Raw genomic sequence first — 21807 nt, forward strand, 5'->3', positions numbered from 1 at the left:
AACTCCCCATCGCTTGTAGCTTGTAGGGTGCGTTAGCGAAGCGTAACGCACCACTGCTATTCCAATAGCGTTAAAATAGCCAATATTAACGCTATAACTTGCAAGTCCATGGTTTTAACAGTTCAAGCCTCAGTTATCCCCATAGACCAACTAGAACAGCAATTTAGCTTAGTCGAAGTCGAGGATACTCAATTCTTCCAGGAATGGCAAAACAATCTCCCCGAACTCTCTGACATCGAGAAACAGATGTTAGACAAACTCAAGCGAGGTTACTTCAATCTCCTCAAACACCCACCCTTATTAGAAAATGCCATCCGCATGGCAATAATTGCCCCACTACTATTTTTAGCCGACTTTTACCTGTTCCCCTTTCACATCAAAGCCGAAAAATCCGTCGATATTTCCACAGAAGACGAAGGCTTAATTGTAGAAGGGCGACTAGACGTATTAGTCCTCAAGCAGCACCTCTGGGTAGCCGTAATCGAATCCAAACGCGCCGCCTATTCCATTGAAGCCGGACTCTCACAGATGTTAGCTTATATGCTAGCTAACCCTCACCCCGAACAACCCAGTTTTGGCATGATTTCCAATGGCGGAAGTTTCCTATTTGTCAAATTAGTTCAAGGACAAATACCTCAGTATGCGACATCAAGCCAATTCGACTTGCGACGCAAACCCGACAATGATCTCTATAGCGTCTTGAGTATCTTAAAGCATTTAGGAGAATTAACCCAAACTAACTCCAACTAGCCATCCCAATTCTCCTACCCGTAGATTCCCAATACCTGCAAAAACTCATATCACTTCCAATTGCTGGCAAAACCATAAACCATTAACCCAAAGCCTTCAACCCCCTCTGCGTACCTCTGCGTTAACCTCTGCGTACCTCTGCGTTAAAAAAAAATATAACCAACATAACATCAGCCTTCTCAATCCAACCCACCTAAACCCCAAAAAAACAAATGATTGCCAATCCCCAACCCAACTACCTAACGCCCCAAGACTACCTAGACTGGGAAAAACACCAAGACATCAAATACGAATACATCAATGGTGAAGTTTTCGCCATGACAGGAGGAACCATTCCCCATAATGAAATCGCCGTTAACCTCATCGCCGCCTTAAAAAATCACCTGCGTGGGAAAGGGTGTAAAGTCTTATCCTCAGATGCAAAAGTTGGCATATCAGACAATGGTTCATTTCACTATCCGGATGGCATGGTAACCTGCGACGAACGGGATAAATATGCCATCGAATTTGTGCGCTATCCCTGTCTAATTATCGAAGTTCTATCACCCAGCACCGAAGCCATTGACCAAGGTAAAAAATTTAGACATTATCGTCGCATTCCCACATTAAAAGAATACGTTCTCATTAGTACCGATCAAATCAATGTTGAGTATTTTCGACGCAACGCTGAAGGAATTTGGGAACTACATTCTTATACAGAAGAAAATGAATTACACCTAACCAGCGTTAATTTTCACTGTACGCTTGAAATGCTTTACGAAAACGTAGAATTAAGTTCGTAGTAGGGGAACCTTAGCCCTGTCCAGCTAGAGGGAGCGAGAACTAAAGTTCTCACTACAAACAAAGCCCTATTTTAGGTGGGTAACGGCACTACTGGACTGACCCAGCTAAAATTGTGCAATAGATTGATGGTTAAATCGGGCGCACGCCGTGCGCCCCTACAATTCTAATCCACCAATTAAGGTGTGCCACTACGTCTAAAACATTTAAGTCAATGACCAATGACCAATGACAAATCAATTTAATCGCTGCATCGCTTTTTCCACAGTCTCAACTCGCTGTTCAGCACCAATTGCCTCATATCCCGCCTTAGCTTCTTGATACCAACGCCGCGCCTCTTCATAATTATTATCCATTTCATAAACTTCGCCTAAAAACTGGGCAACTTGCGGAGTCAATTCAGCATTATTTAACTGCTGATAATTGCTGTAGGCTGCTGTTAACACCTCAACAGCTTGCGGTAATTTTTCCTGCGCCACAAAGGATCTCGCCAGTCCAATTTGCGCCTGGGCAAGTCCGGCAATATCTTGACGACTGCTTGCCAAATCTAGGGATTCTTGATACACTAATTCAGCTAATCCCGGTAACTCCAATCGATTATATAAATTCCCCAGACTCTGATAAACCTCTAAATTTTGGCTATTTGTATCAATCGCTTCTGTTAGCGTTTGAATCGCCAAAGTCATCAAGTCATAGTCTTCGTAAACCTGGGCAAGTTGCAGCGCCATTTCATCTGTACTCAGATTCTGCTGGCGAATCTCTTCCACCTCAACCATAACAGATTCAGCTTGGCTGGGTGTCATCAGTCTAAACATCGATTTCCCAGCTTTTCCATCCGCCTCAACCATCAATTCATAATTAATCCCAGGGGTTAAGGGAGATTGATTAGCCGGATAGGGAATTTCTGTGTCTCGCACATTCGGTAATTCCCAGACAGTTTCTCCCGATCGCAACAAACGCACGGTATACTCTTGAGTATCGGCTAGCGGTGTCCAAGATAGGGTAGGTTGGGGATTTAGCAGCGAACCTCGGGGCGGAGTGATAACCCGAATCTCCGTCAAACCACTGCGACGAGGGAAACGACAAGGACCATTTTCTGGGCAGATTGGCTTGGGGTTTTGGGTATCCGCGATCGCACGTTGCCAAACAATGCTTTCGATTCCCGTGGTTAAGCTGAATGCAACGATTAAGGGAAATAATACCTTAGGCTTCATATTAACACAAAAGCAGGGTAGCAGCACAAAACATTAATATCATTGTATAGACATTAACGATGACATTTCTAGCAACATTGCTTGTCTTAACAAAATTATTGCTTGTCTTAACAAAATCGTAGGGTGCGTTAGCGCAGCGTAACGCACCGTTGTTCTGTAGAATTACTGTGAATTTAAATATTCCTGGGCTTCACCTTGCCAAGTTTGAACTTCGGGCAATCCTCTCGACTCAAATTCAAGGCAGTTTTTCCAGGAAATCAGTGCATTTTTCTCATCGCCTTGTTTTTGTCGTACTTGGGCAAGTAAGCAGTGTGGCGCAGCTTGGGTTTCATCTAGAGTAATAGCAGCTTGCAAATAGTTCTCGGCTTGCTGATAGTCAGCTTTTTGTCTAAATGCCCAGCCGATATTTTTGTAGAGTACGGATTGGAGACTATTTTTTTCTGTCTCATCTAAATCAAGGGTTTCTGTACGCTGCAACGCCTTGAATAGAATATTGTTCGCTAAATCATAATTAAACATTTGCCAAATCTGTAGACGAGCAAAATTATTCGTAGCATCAATACCGACATAACCGTTATCTTGCATGGCACGTTTATATTCAGCCAGCGCCTGTTCAAAGTTTTCGCTATCCTCATAAAGTATTCCCAAGTTGTAGTGAATCGTTGCCCTTGTTTCAGCGTCTGACTTTAGATTTAAAGCTTGGATGAATTGTTCTTTAGCACATTTAAAGTCTTCTTGATACTTACAAACTAGTCCTAAATCACTACGCGCTATGGCACTATTAGGATTAATTTTAACCGCTCGTTCCAGATTTAATCTAGCTTGCTCTAAGCGAAGTTCCATAAGGTCTTCTCGTCCCTGTTTAAAATAATACTGAAATCGCCAAGGTTGTGAGATATGATATACGCCAACTCCCATCATTCCTAGAGTAATAATAGTGGCAATTCCTTTAGGCGATCGCACCCAGCAGCCCAAACCCCGCAACCACAGACTGACGCGGGTTAACCCCTGCGCGATCGCTTTCACATCTTGGGGACGATTCACCACCGCATCTGCCATCAAATCATCGATAAACTCGGCTAAAGGTTTAGAGATTTGTGGTGCTTTATCTTGCCAAATTAACTGACCTGTATTATGATTAATAGGTAGACAACTAGGCGGTTTATTAGTAAGTAAATGAACCAACGTGCGTCCCAAGGCATAAAAGTCGGATTGGGGCAAACATCTACCCTGCCTTTGTTCCGGTGCAGTGTATCCTTCTGATATAATCTTAGTTAATTCAATATCTCCCCGAAGTTTAGCTAAATACGTCCCTGTAATCTCCCGCACACTGCCAAAATCAATCAAGACCAATCTGCCATCCGGCTTCAGGATAATATTACTGGGTTTAATATCCCGATGAAAGAATTGGTTTTGATGCAAATACTCAAGAATCTCTAGAATTTGTCTCAGCCAATTGAGGGCTAATGCTTGAGAAATTTCCCCATACTGTTTTGCCCAGGCTTCTAAATTCTGTCCCTCAATTCTTTCCAAAACTAGGCAGTGTAATTCGGTGGTACTATTAACAGAAACCGTAAAATACCCATCACTCTCAACCTTGGGAATCCCTGGATGATTTAAAAGTTCCAGTGTCAAAGCTTCCCGTTCAAACAGTTCGACTAATTTGCTATGATTATCTCTGAGAACCTTCATCACTTTCCGGGTTCCCTGATCATCCACCTCAAAGATATCGGTATATTTCCGCGAATCTAATCGACGTAGGGGTTGAATCAACCGATATCGGTCATGAATTAATAGTGGAGTACCGCAGGTTTGGCAACACTCCAATTCATCGAGATTTTGACGCTGTTTGCAGTGGGGATTAATACAGTAAATCACATGATTGTTAAGGGTAGAAGGGGAAGAGAGTAAGCTGTTCGGCATTTAAACCTTAATGTCAATAATGACGAAATTCTTGCCGTAGTGCGAGCATCTTGCTCGCTACATTGAGCATCTTGCTCGCTACATTGAGCATCTTGCTCGCTACTAATACCCAATTTAAATGCATGACAGCTTAGAAGGGTCAACCTGTAGAGACGTTGCATGCAACGTCTCTACAAATCATTCAGTTTGTAGGTTTTAACATATTTCCTAATAATCGGTTGTAAAGTAAAAAATGGTTCGCTAGTCTTCTTCCCATCACCCCCAGTCTTCTCAATCAGAGAACGTCCCCGTAAGGAGTCCAATACCTCTAATAATTCCGAAAACGAGATAGAATTATTTTTTTGTAACGTTCTCAGAGACAGAGGCTTATCTTGACGCGCTAAACTCTGTAGAATATCTTTCTCTAAATCCGATAACTTCTCAAACTGTCGGTCGAGGTTTTCCCGAAAAATATCATCAACTAAAATCGTTTGCAGATTAGTGAATTCCACCACATCCCCATTAAAATACTCTGTAATCGTCGCGGCGACTAACTTTAACGCTAAAGGATTCCCTTGATAATCCCGAATCAAATTCTCCCATTTTTCCTCACCCGTTAACCCATTTTCGGCTAAAATTTGGCGGGCGGCGGCGTCGGGTAAGGGGTTCAGTGGTAAAGAATGAACCGAGGGACGAGTTGTTTCTAAGCGGCGGATATCTCTCAGAGTTTCTTGAGAACAAAGTAATAAGCAACTTTGATGGGACGATTCACCAACTTGTCTCACAAGTAACCCGTATTCCTCATAGTCAGGACTATAGCGTCCAAATCTATCACCACTTCGCACAATTGTTTCCACATCATCGAGGATTAATAGACAACGGTGTTGGTTTAAATAATCCCGCAACAGAGAGAGTCTCTCATTCAAATCTGTTGGTAAATCCGATTCCGCCTGATTTCCCAAAGCGATAAGCCAATCCCCTAAAAGGGTGTCTAGGGGTAGCGGATTCCTAAGCGATCGCCAGATAATAAACTCAAACTCCTCCTCTATATCCTGCGCCAGGTTCACCGCCAACGTAGTTTTGCCAATTCCTGCCATTCCCAGGATGGCGACTAAGCGCGAGTTATCCTGAACAATCCATTGCTTCAGCCTCTCTAGTTCCTCTTGACGCCCATACATCACCGAGATATCCGGCGCTTCTCCCCAATCTCGACGCCGAGCGGACTGAGTTTGATAGGATTGATAAGCAGAGATGAGACGCTGTTTCAATTCCACTAACTTACCCGGACCCGTTCCCGTAATCTCAAACTTGCGATAAACTTCACCCAGTCGCTTCCGCAAGGCGATGGGAGTGATCCCCAGAAATTGGGCAATCTCATCCTGAGTTGACTTGCCCGTCAGGACTAACGATAACGCCTCCAGTTCAGTGGAGGACACACCGCGTTCGTCGGTCAAGGTTTTCAGGAATTCAGGGGGAATCGGGGAAGTCAATGTCTTCGGTTCTCACGTTAGTCTGTACTTCTGATTATAGACTGTGAGACGGACAGTTTAATCCAGTCCATTTTAATGGACTTTAGCTATAAGCCCGGAGTTTGAACTCCGGGCTCCGGACTTTGCTTGTGTAGCTGTGACTTCTAGTCGTCCTTTATATTTTATATAAGGTGAGGCTTCGTTAACCCCATCACGGAGGCTAACGCTGCATTTATCTAGGAGAAGAACGCAACGATGGAGCCGCAGCCGCGCCATAATTCACTCGGCAACCGATATTAAAGACACTAACGCCACATTCTAGGGGAACTACATCACCGTTCCGCATGGCACTACAGCTCACATAACCATCATTGTTGGTATCTTTCATCATGCACTCAATGGGTTCTGCACCAGCACGATCAGACCAAGAATTCATCCCCATCCCAGCAACAATGTGATGCCAGAAGAAAACCAGCAGGAAGAAACCCAGAAAAATTGAAACAACGGCTGTCGTGATTAATCCAGCTCTAAATTTCCAACTTTGCAGAAAATTGCCCGACTGAGTTGGAGCTGCGTCTGGGGTAGACGTAGATTCATTAATTGGTTTATCTTGAGTTTCGGTCATAGGAGTACGTAATCTCTTGTGATTTTAAGATAATCGCTTATGGATCTATTCTGATTGTAGCGATCGCGCCTTCCCCCTGCTTCCCCTGCTTCCCCTGCTTCCCTTTATTCAGCAGCCCCTACTTCAGCCCTAGCCTTACCATCTGATCAGTTGCACGATGGCAGGGCTTGTCGGACCTTCAGGCAGTTTCATGGCAGGGTGTTTGAGTTCATGTTTCTTAGAGTAGCGAATTGCTGCCTATTGACATAACCCTGATTCTGTGAAACAGATTCAACTCCTTTCTGCGCCGTTATCGTGAATCCAGTCTGATTACCTAGAATTATCACTGCATAACGCAAAATTGATTAAGTTTAACAACATTCACGTTGCAAAACGTTGTAAAATTTTCATAAAGTTAATCTACCGATACAATTATTTAAGGTACTCAGCATGACTGCAACAACCCCAAAAACTACGTCACCCGTTCCAGCCTTTTGCGAAGGCATCCAATATTTTGGGCAAGGCTTACCGGGTTTGGAGACGTATGGTGGAAAACCTGCCATTGCTGAGGACAAAGTCGCGATCGCATCTCCATCTGACCCGGCGGCTGTCTTTCAAACCCTCCTAGCCGCTGATGCCCTGCGTTACCTAACCCTGCAAGTCACAGCCTCCAAAGCATCCGGTCATCCCGGCGGATTTGCCAGCGTCGCCGAAGGCATCGCCGCATTAATCATGCTGGGCTACAAAAATATTATTACCGAAGTAGGACACCATGCCCCTGGCTTTTACAGCACCATGTTCTTAGACCGTTCCCTAGAGGACATGGGGATTACCACCGTGCAACAAATGCGGGAACGCTTTCGGGAAATGCATGGACTCCTAGGACACCTATCCGGTCAAATTCCCGGACTGCTGAACCCCGCCGGACCCTTGGGACAAGGGCAGCATTTCGCCATGGCGGGGGCGTTACTCCACCGGGATACCCTTTTCCCCGTGACAATTGGCGACGGGGGGATTGGTGAACCCTACATAATGAGTAGTTTTGGTCACTTCAACACCGCCTATCCCGATGTCACCAACTTCCTGCCCATCTTAGTTTGGAATGGATACTCCCAGGAACACCACAGCATGGTATCCACCAAACCCAACGAGGAGATGATTAAATACTGGGAAGGTAATGGATTTAAAGAAATTATCCTAGTCAATGCCAAAGACTTTGACGACGCCAATCAACCCGGTGAATATGTGGATAGCACTGCCTTTTCCTGGGAAAAACGCTTGGAATTTACCAAAGCCGTATTAGAAGCTACCGACAAAGCCGCCAAATCTGCCCTAGGCGGTAAGCTTACCGTACTGATTATCAAACAGCTTAAAGGTGCTGGTGTCCATGCGCGAGGCGCAAAAGCCCACAACCTCTACGCCTACCATACCCTAGACAATGAAGAGATTGTCCAAGCCTTGAAACAGCGTGCCTTACCCCCAGAAGCTTGGCAACTGGTACGCACCAACTCTGAACGGGCGGCTGGGGGTCCTGCGTCCCATCAGGTAGTGACGGAGAAGGAGTTATCCCTACCGGATTTAGGCACATTACCCTTAAACGAATTTGAAATTAAGGGTGATAAGCAAGTGGCGACGACGGCGATGGGGGCGTTAGTTGCCCATGTCGGGAAACAAGACCCTAACTTTATCATTTCTAACGCCGATGGCAATGCCGCCTCTGGGATTAATAATGTTAACGTGGCGCTGAAGATTCTCCATCCTACCGTTGATGACCTCTATTATCAAGGACCTAAGGGTCAAGTTTACGAACCGTTGAGTGAAGATGCTTGTGCGGGGTTAGCCGCGAGTTTAGCCTTGTTTGGTTCCCGTACTCTGTGGTGTTCCTATGAATCCTTTGCGGTGAATGGGCTACCGATATGGCAAACTGTTACTCAAGCCATGGCAGAATTGCGGCGTCCCACACCTGCGACAATTACCTTATTTACCGCCGGGGCATTGGAACAAGGTCGCAACGGTTGGACTCACCAGCGTCCAGAGATTGAAAATTACTTTGCTGCCATGATGCGGAATGGCAATGTGTTTCCTTTGTTTCCTTGTGATGCTAATAGTATCCAGGTGTGTTATGACTGGGCGCTGACAATGAAGAATAAGGGGATTACGATTACGGCGAGTAAGTCACCTTTACCGGTATTAACTACATTTGAACAAACCCGTCAAGCCTTAAAAGATGGGGGTGTGGTACTCCATGAAACCGAAGGGAGTCAGAAAGTTGTGTTTGCCGTGATTGGCGATATGACACTGATTCCCGTCTTAGATGCAGCCGTTCACCTGGAAAATCAAGGGATTGGCGTGCGAGTTGTTTCGGTAATTAGTCCCCGGCGTTTGTATCGTCCCCATGATGTAGCGTGGGAAACTTGTACAGATCCTGATAGCCACTTTTTAAGTGATCAAGGGTTTGAGGAGTTGTTTGGTGGCGATGCGTTGATTGGCGTAACCGGGGGTGCCAGTGCCATGCTGGAACCGTTGATGTTACGGAGTACCGTTAAGCGCGATATTTTTGCCTGGAAGCGCGGGGAAACGGCATCGAGTGCAGGTCAAATTATGGCGTTTAATGGGTTAACGGCTGAGAATTTAGCGAAGCGAGCGACTGAGTTGGTTGGATAAGATTGATTTGCATTAGGGCTTGCTGAATCACGATTGTAGAGACGTTGCATGCAACGTCTCTACTCTTGGGTAGGAGATTGTTACAATAGAGCCAAAAATGAGGGTTAAAGCATCATTTATGACTATCTCACTATCTGTGCAAACAATAATTGAATCCATTGAAGCCCTTTCTCTTGAAGACCAAGCTTTATTATTTGAACAACTTTACAGGCGAAGGCTGGAAAAGCAGCGTCAAGAGAATATCAAGGAAATAGCTGAAACAAAAGAGAATGAGCCAGTAACAGGCAAGTCTCCTCAATCTCAGAATCCTTTACTACAGGTTCCTGCTACGCTCAAAAATAATCCCTTATTTGATGAGGTATTAGGATACATAGCAGCCTATCGCCATGAACTCGATCAGGAAACAGAAGCTTATTATCGTGAACGTGACACCGAGGTTCAAAGCAAGTGACTCGATACATTCTGGACACTGATCATGTCACATTTTTGCAACAAGTTCATCCAATTGTTACCCAGCGTGTTAGTGCAGTTAATCCCGATAATATTGGTGTTACTGTCGTAACCGTTGAAGAACAAGTACGGGGATGGCTAAGTGCGATCAGAAAAACATCCCAATCGTCCCAACCTGAACGATTAATATGGGCTTACAGAGGATTGCGAGATGGGGTTAAATATCTGAGCCGATTAAACCTAATTGACTTCAGTGAAGAGGCTTACGCTCATTATTTGGACTTGCGTCGTCAAAGAATACGCATTGGCACACAAGATTTGCGAATCGCCGCTATTGTGCTGGCAGAAAATTCTATCCTCGTTACGCGCAACCATCGTGATTTTGCACAAGTACCTGGTTTGGTATTTGAAGACTGGACAGTACCGAATTGAGATAGCAGAAATAGAAACAAGTAAAAATGAATTCTAGACAAATTGAAAGCTGGGCATTGAGAGTTATTGATTGTGTCAAAAATGGTCAACCCAACGAAGATTTTTTAGTTGAGTTGAAGCGAGATTGGATAGAAAAAGAAAAAGCGGCTCGTCGAATCGCAGGTCATGCCAATGCGGCGCGAGGAGAAAATATACTTTGGTTAATAGGTGTTGATGAAAAACAAGGTGTTATTGGAGTCAATGCCACCGACCTTGCTACTTGGTATCCTGCTGTAGAGTCTTGCTTTAATGAACTAGCTCCAAGAATGATACCATTAAATATTCCTGTAGATGGGAAAACAGTTGTAGCTTTACTGTTTGAAACTGATCGCGCTCCTTTTGTCGTTAAAAATCCGGTTTATGGATCTAAATGCGCAGGTGCTGTTGAGCTTGAAGTTCCTTGGCGTGAAAACACATCGGTAAGATCAGCACGTCGATCTGATCTGATTCGATTACTAGCACCACTCGAACGGCTACCAGATGTTGAAATTATTGATTGTGACTTTACCGCAACAATAAAAGGAGAAGACTCTTTCGGAAATTGTACTTTTGACGCATTAGAATTGAGTATAGAATTGTACCTTGTCCCTAAAAATAACAATCGTATAGTTATCCCGTTTCACCGATGTAAGGTAGAATTTGAAATGATCGGAATTACAACAATTCAATCTAATTGGATCGGATTAGAGCCAGCTAGGGGTAAGTCTTATGGAGGGGGACGTACAGGTAGACCTGGGTCTTTAACAATTCAAAGTACAGCATACGAAATCATAATTGATGATCCTGGTATGATTTTACTAAAAGCAAGATCAAGAAGACCATCATTACCTGATAACGCAAAAAATTGTGATGTTCGTATTTTCATTCATCTTTTACCAACTGATTCTGATCGCCCAGTTGTATTAACTAAGACATTGCCTTACCCAAAAGAACAATGACGGTTCATATTGTGGGGTCTTCCGTAGCAAGGCTTGCGCCCTTACCAAAGTGTCACGTCATCCAAAAAATTGCTATATTACAGCGGTTTTCAAGTTAGTAGACTAAAAATACAGTATAGTTTTAAATACAGTATAGTTTTAACGAGGTATCACCATGACACAGGAAGAGTTGTTGAATGATTTTTTGTCCCTGCCAACTGAAGCACAACGCCAAGTTCTAAACTTCATCGCTTTTTTAAAAAAATATAGGGAAACTGAACTTGCCTCTCAAACAAAAAATGTTGATTTAATCAACGATCCATTCATTGGGATGTGGCGAGAGCGTCAAGATTTAGCTAATAGTACGGCTTGGGTGCGTAGTGTTAGAGAAAACGAGTGGTCAAAATCCCGTGGCTAATCCAACTATTGTAGATATATAGCCAATGTTAGTAAAGTTAGAACTCCATAATTTTAAAAGCCATCAATCTACACAACTTAGCTTTGATCGTTCCCGTTTACATGCCATCGTCGGACAAAACAGTGCTGGAAAAACATCAGTACTGCAAGCATTGCATTATCTCAGTCGATTGGCTGGCTCAGAATTTAAATATATCTTCCAGTATGAAAGATCACCTCAATTTATTACAACAACAGGCAAAAACAATATGTCGGTTACTGCCAGCGGTTTTTGGGGATATGACAAGCGGCAAGATTGGCAAGCATCCTATAGCTGGACACAAGAAAAACCTGATCATTGGCATCCAAAGGCATCGTGGAAAGTAGATGGCAAACTCGATAACTGTGAGGGATGGCAAAGCTCACTAAAAGACTCGGCATATCCTATTCCTCAATCTCTAAGACATACAGTTTATCTTAAGCTAGTAGCCAGTAATCTTGCCAAAGCAGCGTACAGTGATGACATTACACCGCGAGTTGAGTACGATGGTTCAGGACTAGCACCGACTCTAGACTTTCTGCGTAATGAGAATCCAGATAACTTTCAAGCTTTAGAGGAAAGGTTAAGGCAAATCGTACCCGGTATACGCAAGGTAGGCGTCAAGCGAGCAAAGGTTGTCGTCAATCGCCAGCGTTCCCTCGAAGTCAATGGTAAATTTATTCCTTATGAAGAAACTCAAGAACTTACCGGACAAGAAGTTGTACTCGATATGAATAGTGGTGAGCGTATACCAGCTCATTCTGTTAGCGAAGGAACGATACTTACCCTAGGATTGCTGGCTGTGCTAATGAATCCTAATCAACCCAATTTGGTTTTACTCGATGATATTGAACAGGGACTCCATCCCAAAGCCCAACGAGAATTGATGACTGTTTTTCAGGAAATTATTCAAGACAACTCAAATCTGCAAATTATCTTTTCGACTCACTCTCCCTATATTATTGATGAACTAGTTCCTGCTCAAGTACATGTTTTAAATAATACCGATTCCGGCTTCACCGTCTCCAAGCGGTTAGATGAACATCCTGATGTGGAATGGGCAAAACAAACGTTAACAACGGGTGAGTTTTGGGATGCTGAGGGCGAAGATTGGGTTGTTGCAGGAGAAGGAAGTGATTGAGTTTATTGTTATTGTGGAAAGTGGTGCAGATGCACGAACGGCTACAAAATTAGCTGAGCGTGTTCTGGTCGAGAAAGTAGATTGGTTAGATGAGGATAATCTTCAGTACTTTTTCCGGTGGAGTGGATTACAGAATGGAACACAACATTCCTGCTGGAGCGATATTGGTAAAATTATTGACGAAGCAAAAGAACAACTGAGATTTAAACCGCCAAGATTTCTGGGTCATGATAGAAAGGGTGAACCGTTAAAAGCTGATGGGGCAATATCTGTAAAAGTCCTAAATTTGGTTCGTTTCCTCCAAAGAACGCGACAGATTAAGGCAATTCTCTTTATCCGTGATTTAGATAATCAACCCGAGCGCCGCCAGGGGCTTGAGCAAGCACGCTTAGAACAGGTTAATCGACAACCTTTATTAGAAATTATTATTGGTACAGCGAATCCAAAACGTGAAGCATGGGTTTTGAATGGATTTGTTCCCTTGAATCAAAAGGAAAGACAAATTTTAGAAGCAATAAAAACCCGATTAACTTTTGATCCTTGTACCGAATCTCACAGATTACGCTCTACTTCACTGAAAGAACCTGGTCGAATTAGAAATCCGAAAGTTATAGTTGAACAGCTAACGAATGGAGAGATGAGACGCGAACAACAGTGTTGGGAAGATACAGACTTAGAACTTCTGCGCGAAAGAGGTGTTTATACAGGTTTGCTAGACTATATCGGTGAACTTGAGCAACGATTACCCGCTCTAATTCAATAGACACTGAAACTTGTATTGATTAGCTTAATTGTTACTAAATATATTTTTCAATACAGTCGCATTCGTATACTATCCCGAAAATTTTAAATTTACTATGACCATACAACTTACAGAACAACAAAACCCAGTTAACGACCAGTACTTTATCTTACCTGGTCGTTATAATTGGCAGCAATTCAAGGCAATTCAAGCCGTGATGCAAGATGTTCCTGGATTAAAATTAACGTATTTTGATGGGTGTGTGGAGTTCATGACTACAGGTGAAGACCATGAAATGATTAAAAAATTTATAGCGATTCTCATAGAAGCCTATTTATTTGAAAAGGGTATTCGATTTATCCCGATTGGGAATGCAACTCGTGAAGCTGAAACAAAAGGTGCTTCCTTTGCTCCCGATGAGTCTTACTATATTGGTACAAAAAAAGAGCATCCTGATCTGGCAATTGAAGTGGCTCTCACCAGTGGCGGAACAGATAAACTCAAAAAGTACAAGCGGTTTCAAATTCCTGAAGTTTGGTTTTGGCAAAAGAATAAGATTTTAATCTACCGTTTTCGGCAAAATGACTATGAGCAAGTTGAGCGCAGTGAGTTTCTACCAAACTTGGATTTAGAGTTGCTGGTGCGCTGTGTGTTAATGTCTGATATAGTTGAGGCGAGAATGGCGTTTATTAATGGGATACGACAGTCGTAATTTCCGGGTTAATATATTGAATATTGACACGTTTGCGGAAATAATGACTGGAAGTATATACATCGATTAGGACAAACGAACTGTTGTAGAGACGTTGCATGCAACGTCTGGAACAAAATGATGTGTCCTAACCGCTATGGCGGTTGCTATATTACCCCCTTTTGCCACGGCGATTGAAATCGCTGCTACACAAACAAAGTCCGCCTGCGCGGACTGGCTTATAAGGGGGGTAGCTAACCCGGATTTATTATGACATTGCGGTTTCCGTAATCACGGTTATGAAATTGCGCTATGGCTTACAAATCAACCCTCAACGCGCCCAGAAAATTGAACCCGTTTTAACGGGTTTTCGCTTTTAGCCCTAACTTTAGTTCAGGGCTTAAGCTGTCATGCATTTAAATTGGGTATTAGTAGCGAGCAAGATGCTCTCACTACAAGGATTTCACCATTATTGACATTAAGGTTTAAATGCCGAACAGCTTAAGTTAACTACTCTAGCGATACGATTATGGCGAAGACAGCGCAACTACAAACGTTAAATGCCATGGCTTTTGCCAATCACCCAATGACGACGAAAGAAACGAGCCAGCGCTGATTCTTCTAGGGGTAAGTAAATCGGACGCCCATGGGGACAGGTGCGGGGATGGCGGGTCATTTTCCATTGATTTAATAATGTCTGCATCTGCTCTAAAGTTAAGGGTGTGCCATTGCGAATTGCACTGCGACAAGCTGTGGCAACTTGTGCGTTTTGTAAGTCTCCACCTAAACTGAGTTCTAATAGGGCATCAGCACAATCGTCTCGCTGATGCAGTAGGGCGGGTGCGTTGCGAACTGCCCACAGTTGATCGCCAAAGGGTTCTATTTCTAAGCCAATCCGTTGCAGTTGTTCGAGTTGAACGGGGGTTAAATAGTTGAGAATCACGGGGGGTTCTAGGGGAACCAGTTGCCAGCGATCGCACAGTTGTTCGTACAAGACTCGTTCATGGGCAATATGCTGCTCAATTAACCACATTCCTGTATCATGTTCTGCCAGAATATACATGTTACGCACCTGGGCAACGGCTTTTAATTCAATTAAGCCAATATCGGAAGGATTACGCTCCTGTTTTGGTGATTCATCCAGGTGATAAACTCCCTTTTTTGCCGAAGCTGTCAGTAATTTGCCGACGCGATGGGATTGAGAGGCGGTGTCGAAATTTTCCGCCCCAATCCGCAGGGCTTGTTCAATGGCTTGGCTAATTTGTTCTTGCCAATAGGAAAGGGAATGCAGATAAATTTCGGCTTTGGCGGGATGACGATTCCAATCAATTTGACTGGGGCAAATTTGTAGGTGAATAAAACAAATTGGATAGCGATCGCGCGGTAAGGTTTTCGCCATGGCGGTGAGAATCGTTTGTTCCAATTCTGGCGATCGCACTAACCGCCCATTCGTCGCCACTTTAACCCAATCTGGGCGGCGACGGTGACAGCGATCGGGTAATCCTAACACTAAATGTAGAGACGCGCCATGGCGCGTCTTTGGGGTTGAGTTGTAAGTAAACTCCCTTATCTCCCCTGCACTCCCCTCCTCTGGTGTAGGAACATCTAGGGTTAATTGCTGCAAATCATGCACCCGAACCTGTTTGAGAAGTTGTGGGATGATCTGTTGAGTCGTTTTACCCGGACTAATTGTAAACCAGGAGCGATCGCTTTGCTGAACTTGCCAAGTCACCGATGGATGGCAAAGGGCTATATTCTGTATCGTGGCTTGGATTATGCGTTGTTGTTGACTCCTCGACGGTAATCCCTGACGACGCAGACGCCACTTGCCAAATAGATTCGAGACAGTCACCACTGTACCTGGCGCGATCGCAACCGCTTCTGTTTCTTCTGCTTCTCCCTGCGTATTATACGTACAGCGCCATCCCTCAAAACCTGTCTGTCGGCTGCATATTTCTAATTCGGCTAACGCTGCAATACTATGCAAAGCTTCACCGCGAAATCCCAAACTGGTAATCTTGTATAAATCATCGCGACTTTTAATTTTGCTGGTACTGTGTGCCGATGCAGCTTTTTGTAAATCTGTCAAGTCCATACCCGTGCCATTATCTGCCACACGCACGCGCCACAAATCAAACCATACAGCCACAGCGATGCGCGTCGCCCCCGCATCCAAAGCATTTTCCACCAATTCTCGTACTACAGCGGCTAAGGAATCAATCACCTCGCCAGCCGCAATTAAGTTAACAACCTCCGTCGGTAGGGTTTGAATAGAACCAGTCATAGTGGTGAAGTAGGGGCGGGTTTAGACGCTTGCGTTTCGCTGTTGATGATAACGTTTTCTCAACACCAGCCCTGTAAACACTGATTTCACAGATTTATTGAAACAGTAGCGGTGGGGTGTCACAGGTTAGTCACACTGATTTCACGGATTTACGGTAGCGGTGGGGCTGTGATACCAAATCCGGGTTAGCCACCCCCTTTATAATCTAGTCCGCGCAGGCGGACTTTGTTTGTGTAGCTGCGACTTCTAGTCGCCAAGGCAAAAAGGGGGTTTCTTGACCGATGTCCTAGAGAATGTCATTCAATCTGTGTAATCTGTGTTCAGAGGTAACGTGACTTTAAACGTTGTACCCACACCCACTTCACTGTGAACCGCCAATTTACCCCCGTGTAAATCAACCGATTTTTTGACAATGGATAAACCTAATCCTGTCCCCTGAATATTGCCCACATTTTTAGCCCGATGAAAGGACTCAAAAAGTCGCTTTTGATCCTCTGGAGGAATGCCAATCCCTTGGTCTTTAATTTCAAAAATAACCTCCTGTTCTCGACAGTGACAGTTAAACTGCACGGTAGAACCTAGTGGTGAATACTTTACCGCATTTGTCAGCAAATTGGTCAAAATATGCCGCAGGAGTTTTTCATCCATGCAAGCCTTGCTCGCCATACCTGAATTAATCCAACTGATTTCATGCTGCTTACCGATACCCAGTTCAATGTCTTCGACTAAATCCTGGCACAACTGGTTTAAATTTAAGGGTTGAGGATTAAACTCCAGCTTACCTGATTCCGCTTTGTTGACAATCAACACATCATCTAACAGGGTTGTCATGCGGTTCACTGAGTCTTTAATTCGATTAAAGTGTTTGAGCTTTTTCTCCTCCGCCCAATTACTACTATACTGTTCCAGTAATTCGGTCGAGGAATAAACCGCCGTTAACGGAACCCGGAATTCATGACTCGTCATGGAAATAAAGCGAGATTTTAGTTCCGTAAGTTCTTTTTCTCGCTCTAGTGCCTGAAGCATTTCTGCTTCCAAAAGTTTACGCTGGATCAAATCTCGACCGACATAGACGAAATTGAGTGAACCTTCTAGATCAGTTATCAGAGCCGAACAAGAAAACGCTACAGCGACGGTTTCACCCTGTTTAGTCAGGCAATTTAATTCGATGTCCTGAAATGTCGAACTATCCGGTGATAAATGATTTAAGTTATTTAAAAATTCTTGATTTTTAATGATTTTGCTTATCGGTTGTCCCACTAATTCGTCTATCTTGTATCCAAATAGAGTTTGTGCGGCACGGTTTGCCGTTTTGATGTCTCCTGAAGCTGTAGTGACTAATAGGGCATCAGCCATTGAACTGATAATTTTATCAATATAATTTTTAGAATGAGTTAGCGCACTTAATAATAGATTAGTTTCATTTGATTTTTGAATTAATTTTTGCTGTAACATCATCCATTCGGTGACGTCCTTAAATAAAAGGATTAAATAATTTTCATTCTCATCTTGATGGTGACAAATATGTAAATCAAAATAAAAAGGAGAATCAGGCGCTTGATCTGTGTGATGCTGATCAGCTCGAACAATTCCTGCTAACTGAAAACTTATCTGCCGTCCTGCTAAAATGTCCATCATTATCCCTTCCATACCGACTAATTCCGGAAAGGCTAAGCGGACATCTTCGCCTAATTTTAAATCTTGAGGAGATTCCGCAAAATTAGGAACACCGTCAGACAAGTCTTGAACGAGTAACTCGTGATCAAGGGTTAGATACTCGTAATCGGGTGCTAATAGTTTTAAGCGGGACGGCATAAAAATCCTAAGCCTTTAATATCTGATCAGCAAGTTGTTGAAAAATTTCATCGACATAAGCACCTGTTTTCGCTGAGGTTTGATAAAGTCCGGCTTCGGGATTTAAATCTTTATCCTGAAAAATTTGAATCAGTTGGTTCAGTTTTTCCGGTTCGACTAAATCCGATTTATTTAAGGCAATGGCTATTTTGCCTTTAGGATTAACCGATAGAAACAGGTTAACGTGTTCATCTAATCGCTCAACGGTTTCCAGGCGGCTGACATCAGCCACGACGATGACACCACTCGCCCCCTGTAAGTAACTGGGAGCGATAGATTTAAATTTAGTATGTCCCTCCAAGTCCCAGATGAGCAACTGTAAATTTACGGATTCTAGGGTTTTTCGAGAAATCTTCACACCGACGGTGGACAGATACTGATCGCTAAACTGGCGTTCGACGAAGCGGCGAATTAGGCTGGTTTTGCCCACGCCAAAGTCACCGACGAGACAAATTTTCTTGGATATTTTAGCCATTGGTCATTGGTCATTGGTCATTGGTCATTGGTCATTGGTCATTGGTCATTGGTTCATGGTAATCCTTCTTACTGTTCCCTGTGACACACCGAGCGAAGTCGAGGTGTTCCCGGTTCCCTTGTCGTTTAACTTTAATTATGTCCGACTACTTATGCTGTTAACGTGCGATCGCCTCAAATTCGACGAATCGGCTGTATTGATGGGGTTCATCCGCATACACGCCTGTGGGGGGTTTGGTGGTTCCGGACACTTCTAAGCGTCTCGCATCAATCCCTTGACGCACCAGTAACTCAGCTACGGCTTTTGCCCGTTCCAGGGCTAATTCCTGATTTTCTAAGGGTGTACCACTGGGATCACTATGACCAATGACTCGCAGGGATTGGTTGGGGTAATCGGCGAGGAATGCAGTCAAGGCGTCCATTTTGGCTTGTTCTGACGCTTTTAAGTCGGCGGAATTGAGATCGAAGTAGATGCGAGAGGCTAAGGCGAGAGGTTGCAGTTGCACGGTGTTGGTTACCGAGTCCACTCCCGGAATTTCTTCTAAAGCCTCGGTAATTTTCTGGGCATCTTTGACCTGAATTACACTGCCTTCTACGGTAACTTGACCGTCCTGAAAATTCGTCCAAATTGCCAAACGTTCGGTTTGATTGAGAATCGCGGTGACACGCTCAACCTCGGCGGCGACTTCGACGGGATCGGGGGGAACCTTGATGGCAATGATATCATTATCTATCTCACCATTCGGTATAGTCGTTTGGGCAATTTGTCCCGCTTTTTCGACGAGATATTGATTCGGTAATTTGCCGGATAGGGTAATCGTATCGCCTTGTGCCTCGACATTTAACCGATAGACGGCAAGTTCGGGATCAGATGCCAAAGCCACGGCGGTTTTTTCCTCAAACTGCTGATTGACACCACTACGATGCAGATGAAAACCCCAAGGAATAAAAATTAGACCCAATACGGCGGCGCAAAAGCTTAACAAGGCGACAGGTACTTTACGCGGCGACGTTTCGGATTTGGGATTAACGATGGTTAATGAATTCAGAAGAGACGGGATTTGTTCCGGTACATTATCCGGATCGCCATCAAATGATTCGATCGCCTTCCCATGGCGAAGAACGATAGTACCCAAAGCCTCGCGTATTTTGTCGATAAATGACTTCGGCGGATCGCCTTGTGTCACCACAGCCAGATAACAGTACCCAGCGACTTCTAAGAGAATGTCACAATGTCCGTATTCGATGCGATCCAGTTCTGAGATTTCACCGGATTGCATAATACAATCATTGACAAAACTGCGAATGGCGGTCAGCATCCCCGCCACCATATCTGACTCTAATTGTTGTTTGCCAAAGGGTTGAACTTCAGCAATCACTAATCCTGATGCTTTATGAATCAGAAACATTGCTTGGATGCTAAAGGGCATCGACTCTTTAAATATGAGTTCTGCCTCAGAGATTCCCTGACTTTTCGCCCGAATTTTGCGAGCAATTCCCTCCGGACTTAGGGAGTTTTCCAATTTTTGATCAATCGCCCGCATCGCTTCAGACAAATATTTATAGAATGTCCCGCCCATGACTGGATAAAGGGCGTCTACCATGGCATCCCGTTCAATCTCTATTTGTTCTTTAATCGCCGCGCTCATTTCCGGGGCAATGGCGCGGGCAAATTCACCGGGGTTGCTGAGGATTTGATAGTTAACGGCAGAGGGAATAATCGGTGCTAAGGCGGAACAGATCCCCTCTTTATCTTCTTTGGTTTTCGCCTCAATCATCTCATCCACAATCGGCGCGATCGCACTTGCCATTTCTTCTCTAGCTTCAGCAATTTTCATGCTTAAAATTTGAGTAATTAATGGCAGCATTAATTTAATTAAATTACTCGGATCATAAATTTGACTTTCTAAAGAGGAAAATTTTTCTTTGAGCAGTTCAATGCCTTCTTGCGAATCGAGGATATCGGGTGTTAGGAGTAATTTTTGCAATCGTTCAAATTCATCCTCAATATTTGCATCATAAGTGGCGAGGGATTCCTGGCTCTGGTTTTCAGGTATATGTTGAAGCTGATATGAGGATGCGGCTGACTGTTCAAATTCCTCAGGTTTTGACTGATCCGATTCGCTTAACTGGGATGAGTATAGTCCATTTTCGGTTGACTCTAATGGTGATTGATTCAACTCTTCTAGTGCGGTCAAAAGTTGATCAGAAATTAAAGGGTTGCTGGATTCGGTAGATTGTTCAGACACGTTTTCAGGTGAGGTTGGGTTAATCTGAGATTGATTCAATGAGTTCAACTTTTCAGCGGAGGATAGTTCAGGCGTTGAATGGTCAAATAATGATTCAGTTTCCCCATTTGATAAATTTTTTACTGCTGTTTGAGTCTCCTTTGCAGCGAAATTATCTGTAGGGTTTTGTGATTCCTCTAGATTAGCCTGACTTTTCACGGAATCTGAAATATCTCTCTCCCAACCTTGCTCCTGCTCTTGAGAAGGTGTTGAATTCTGGGGGGGTGATTTATCCTCCAGACTACTCGAATCGGCTATAATTCCATCTTCCTCTGCTTCCCCTGCTTCCCCTGCTTCCCCTACTTCCCCTACTTCCTCTGCTTCCCCTACTTCCTCTGCTTCCCCTACTTCCTCTGCTTCCTCTGCTTCCCCTACTTCCTCTGCTTCCTCTATTGCTTCATCTTTTTCTACTCCCTGTTGTTTTAACTGATCGGTATGGGGTTCACCCTGAGTTTCCCCTTTCTCCTTGGCGGAAGACATTCCTGTTGTGGTGGCTTCAGTCGAGTTAGGATCTTGTAAATCCATCAATAAATCCAGCAAGTCCTCTAGCTGGGATATGGCAGATCCCTTTTTTCCTGGTAAAGCCATAATTTGATCCTGCCTTGTTCTATATCGGCACCGAGTTTGTAAATGCCAAATTGAGTCAAAGTTGGCATTTGACCCAATTCTAATCCTA

At 43.9% G+C, this 21807-nt stretch carries 18 protein-coding genes; 10 read left to right on the forward strand and 8 right to left on the reverse strand.

Translation table 11 applies throughout. The features are described 5' to 3' along the window. The first annotated feature begins 108 nt into the window (after positions 1-108). Both RH949_RS20495 and RH949_RS20500 read left to right on the forward strand, forming a co-directional pair. On the forward strand, positions 109-750 hold the full coding sequence (locus RH949_RS20495; protein ID WP_446355740.1) for a restriction endonuclease subunit R: 642 nt from the start codon (positions 109-111) through the stop codon (positions 748-750). 212 nt (positions 751-962) lie between these two features. Continuing rightward, positions 963-1532: a Uma2 family endonuclease gene (locus tag RH949_RS20500; RefSeq protein ID WP_446355742.1), complete on the forward strand. Its 570-nt coding sequence runs from the start codon at positions 963-965 to the stop codon at positions 1530-1532. Positions 1533-1766: 234 nt separating this feature from the next. On the opposite strand, the gene RH949_RS20505 is transcribed toward RH949_RS20500, so the two are convergent. The 4 genes from RH949_RS20505 to RH949_RS20520 form a co-directional block, all read right to left on the reverse strand. Beyond that, a complete protein-coding gene (locus RH949_RS20505; protein WP_446355744.1) occupies positions 1767-2744 on the reverse strand; it encodes a tetratricopeptide repeat protein in 978 nt (325 codons plus the stop codon). Positions 2745-2906: 162 nt separating this feature from the next. Continuing rightward, the gene (locus RH949_RS20510; protein WP_446355746.1) at positions 2907-4667 is read right to left on the reverse strand and encodes a protein kinase domain-containing protein; all 1761 of its coding nucleotides are present in this window, start codon (positions 4665-4667) and stop codon (positions 2907-2909) included. A gap of 170 nt (positions 4668-4837) precedes the next feature. Further along, complete coding sequence (locus RH949_RS20515; protein ID WP_446355748.1) at positions 4838-6136, reverse strand: NB-ARC domain-containing protein; 1299 nt, start codon at positions 6134-6136, stop codon at positions 4838-4840. A 211-nt stretch (positions 6137-6347) separates the two neighbouring features. Next, complete coding sequence (locus RH949_RS20520; protein ID WP_006100053.1) at positions 6348-6740, reverse strand: hypothetical protein; 393 nt, start codon at positions 6738-6740, stop codon at positions 6348-6350. 429 nt (positions 6741-7169) lie between these two features. Between RH949_RS20520 and RH949_RS20525 the strand changes: the two genes are divergently transcribed. The 8 genes from RH949_RS20525 to RH949_RS20560 all read left to right on the forward strand — a co-directional run bounded on the left by RH949_RS20525 (position 7170) and on the right by RH949_RS20560 (position 14252). Beyond that, on the forward strand, positions 7170-9383 hold the full coding sequence (locus RH949_RS20525; protein WP_446355751.1) for a phosphoketolase: 2214 nt from the start codon (positions 7170-7172) through the stop codon (positions 9381-9383). A gap of 118 nt (positions 9384-9501) precedes the next feature. Continuing rightward, positions 9502-9834, forward strand: a complete 333-nt coding sequence (locus RH949_RS20530) for a hypothetical protein (protein WP_044206282.1) — start codon at positions 9502-9504, stop codon at positions 9832-9834. Next, complete coding sequence (locus RH949_RS20535; RefSeq protein ID WP_006100354.1) at positions 9831-10265, forward strand: type II toxin-antitoxin system VapC family toxin; 435 nt, start codon at positions 9831-9833, stop codon at positions 10263-10265. Before RH949_RS20530 ends, RH949_RS20535 begins: the two co-directional genes overlap by 4 nt. Positions 10266-10291: 26 nt before the next feature. Then, positions 10292-11242 (forward strand): AlbA family DNA-binding domain-containing protein, encoded by a 951-nt coding sequence (locus RH949_RS20540; RefSeq protein WP_446355754.1) that lies wholly within the window; start codon positions 10292-10294, stop codon positions 11240-11242. A 154-nt stretch (positions 11243-11396) separates the two neighbouring features. Next, positions 11397-11639 carry a hypothetical protein gene (locus RH949_RS20545; RefSeq protein WP_446355756.1) on the forward strand — a complete coding sequence of 81 codons (243 nt, stop codon included), beginning with the start codon at positions 11397-11399 and terminating at the stop codon, positions 11637-11639. Positions 11640-11664: 25 nt separating this feature from the next. After that, entirely contained in the window at positions 11665-12798 is a 1134-nt protein-coding gene (locus RH949_RS20550; protein ID WP_044206280.1) for an AAA family ATPase, read from the forward strand. After that, positions 12752-13561: a hypothetical protein gene (locus tag RH949_RS20555; protein ID WP_446355758.1), complete on the forward strand. Its 810-nt coding sequence runs from the start codon at positions 12752-12754 to the stop codon at positions 13559-13561. The genes RH949_RS20550 and RH949_RS20555 overlap by 47 nt, the downstream gene beginning before the upstream one ends. Positions 13562-13655: 94 nt before the next feature. After that, positions 13656-14252, forward strand: a complete 597-nt coding sequence (locus RH949_RS20560) for a Uma2 family endonuclease (RefSeq protein WP_006100161.1) — start codon at positions 13656-13658, stop codon at positions 14250-14252. Positions 14253-14787: 535 nt separating this feature from the next. Here RH949_RS20560 and mutL read toward each other — a convergent pair. The 4 genes from mutL to RH949_RS20580 form a co-directional block, all read right to left on the reverse strand. Further along, on the reverse strand, positions 14788-16515 hold the full coding sequence (gene mutL / locus RH949_RS20565; RefSeq protein WP_446355761.1) for a DNA mismatch repair endonuclease MutL: 1728 nt from the start codon (positions 16513-16515) through the stop codon (positions 14788-14790). Positions 16516-16815: 300 nt separating this feature from the next. After that, entirely contained in the window at positions 16816-18330 is a 1515-nt protein-coding gene (locus RH949_RS20570) for a PAS domain-containing sensor histidine kinase (RefSeq protein WP_446355763.1), read from the reverse strand. Positions 18331-18337: 7 nt separating this feature from the next. Next, a complete protein-coding gene (locus tag RH949_RS20575; protein ID WP_044206278.1) occupies positions 18338-18844 on the reverse strand; it encodes a Rab family GTPase in 507 nt (168 codons plus the stop codon). A gap of 157 nt (positions 18845-19001) precedes the next feature. Next, positions 19002-21719, reverse strand: coding sequence for an OmpA family protein (locus RH949_RS20580; RefSeq protein ID WP_446355766.1), 2718 nt, complete (start codon positions 21717-21719; stop codon positions 19002-19004). Positions 21720-21807: the final 88 nt, after the last annotated feature.

Source organism: Coleofasciculus sp. A1-SPW-01 (assembly GCF_040217205.1).
In the GTDB taxonomy this organism is placed as follows: domain Bacteria; phylum Cyanobacteriota; class Cyanobacteriia; order Cyanobacteriales; family Coleofasciculaceae; genus Coleofasciculus; species Coleofasciculus chthonoplastes_A.

Excerpts from the sequence above, each read along its gene's own strand:
- RH949_RS20570 (WP_446355763.1), bottom strand. The coding sequence starts at position 18,330 with ATGCCGTCCCGCTTAAAACTATTAGCACCCGATTACGAGTATCTAACC.
- RH949_RS20500 (WP_446355742.1), top strand. The coding sequence starts at position 963 with ATGATTGCCAATCCCCAACCCAACTACCTAACGCCCCAAGACTACCTA.
- RH949_RS20545 (WP_446355756.1), top strand. The coding sequence starts at position 11,397 with ATGACACAGGAAGAGTTGTTGAATGATTTTTTGTCCCTGCCAACTGAA.
- RH949_RS20550 (WP_044206280.1), top strand. The coding sequence starts at position 11,665 with ATGTTAGTAAAGTTAGAACTCCATAATTTTAAAAGCCATCAATCTACA.
- RH949_RS20530 (WP_044206282.1), top strand. The coding sequence starts at position 9,502 with ATGACTATCTCACTATCTGTGCAAACAATAATTGAATCCATTGAAGCC.
- RH949_RS20560 (WP_006100161.1), top strand. The coding sequence starts at position 13,656 with ATGACCATACAACTTACAGAACAACAAAACCCAGTTAACGACCAGTAC.
- RH949_RS20555 (WP_446355758.1), top strand. The coding sequence starts at position 12,752 with ATGCTGAGGGCGAAGATTGGGTTGTTGCAGGAGAAGGAAGTGATTGAG.
- RH949_RS20495 (WP_446355740.1), top strand. The coding sequence starts at position 109 with ATGGTTTTAACAGTTCAAGCCTCAGTTATCCCCATAGACCAACTAGAA.
- RH949_RS20525 (WP_446355751.1), top strand. The coding sequence starts at position 7,170 with ATGACTGCAACAACCCCAAAAACTACGTCACCCGTTCCAGCCTTTTGC.
- RH949_RS20540 (WP_446355754.1), top strand. The coding sequence starts at position 10,292 with ATGAATTCTAGACAAATTGAAAGCTGGGCATTGAGAGTTATTGATTGT.
- mutL (WP_446355761.1), bottom strand. The coding sequence starts at position 16,515 with ATGACTGGTTCTATTCAAACCCTACCGACGGAGGTTGTTAACTTAATT.
- RH949_RS20505 (WP_446355744.1), bottom strand. The coding sequence starts at position 2,744 with ATGAAGCCTAAGGTATTATTTCCCTTAATCGTTGCATTCAGCTTAACC.
- RH949_RS20575 (WP_044206278.1), bottom strand. The coding sequence starts at position 18,844 with ATGGCTAAAATATCCAAGAAAATTTGTCTCGTCGGTGACTTTGGCGTG.
- RH949_RS20580 (WP_446355766.1), bottom strand. The coding sequence starts at position 21,719 with ATGGCTTTACCAGGAAAAAAGGGATCTGCCATATCCCAGCTAGAGGAC.
- RH949_RS20520 (WP_006100053.1), bottom strand. The coding sequence starts at position 6,740 with ATGACCGAAACTCAAGATAAACCAATTAATGAATCTACGTCTACCCCA.
- RH949_RS20510 (WP_446355746.1), bottom strand. The coding sequence starts at position 4,667 with ATGCCGAACAGCTTACTCTCTTCCCCTTCTACCCTTAACAATCATGTG.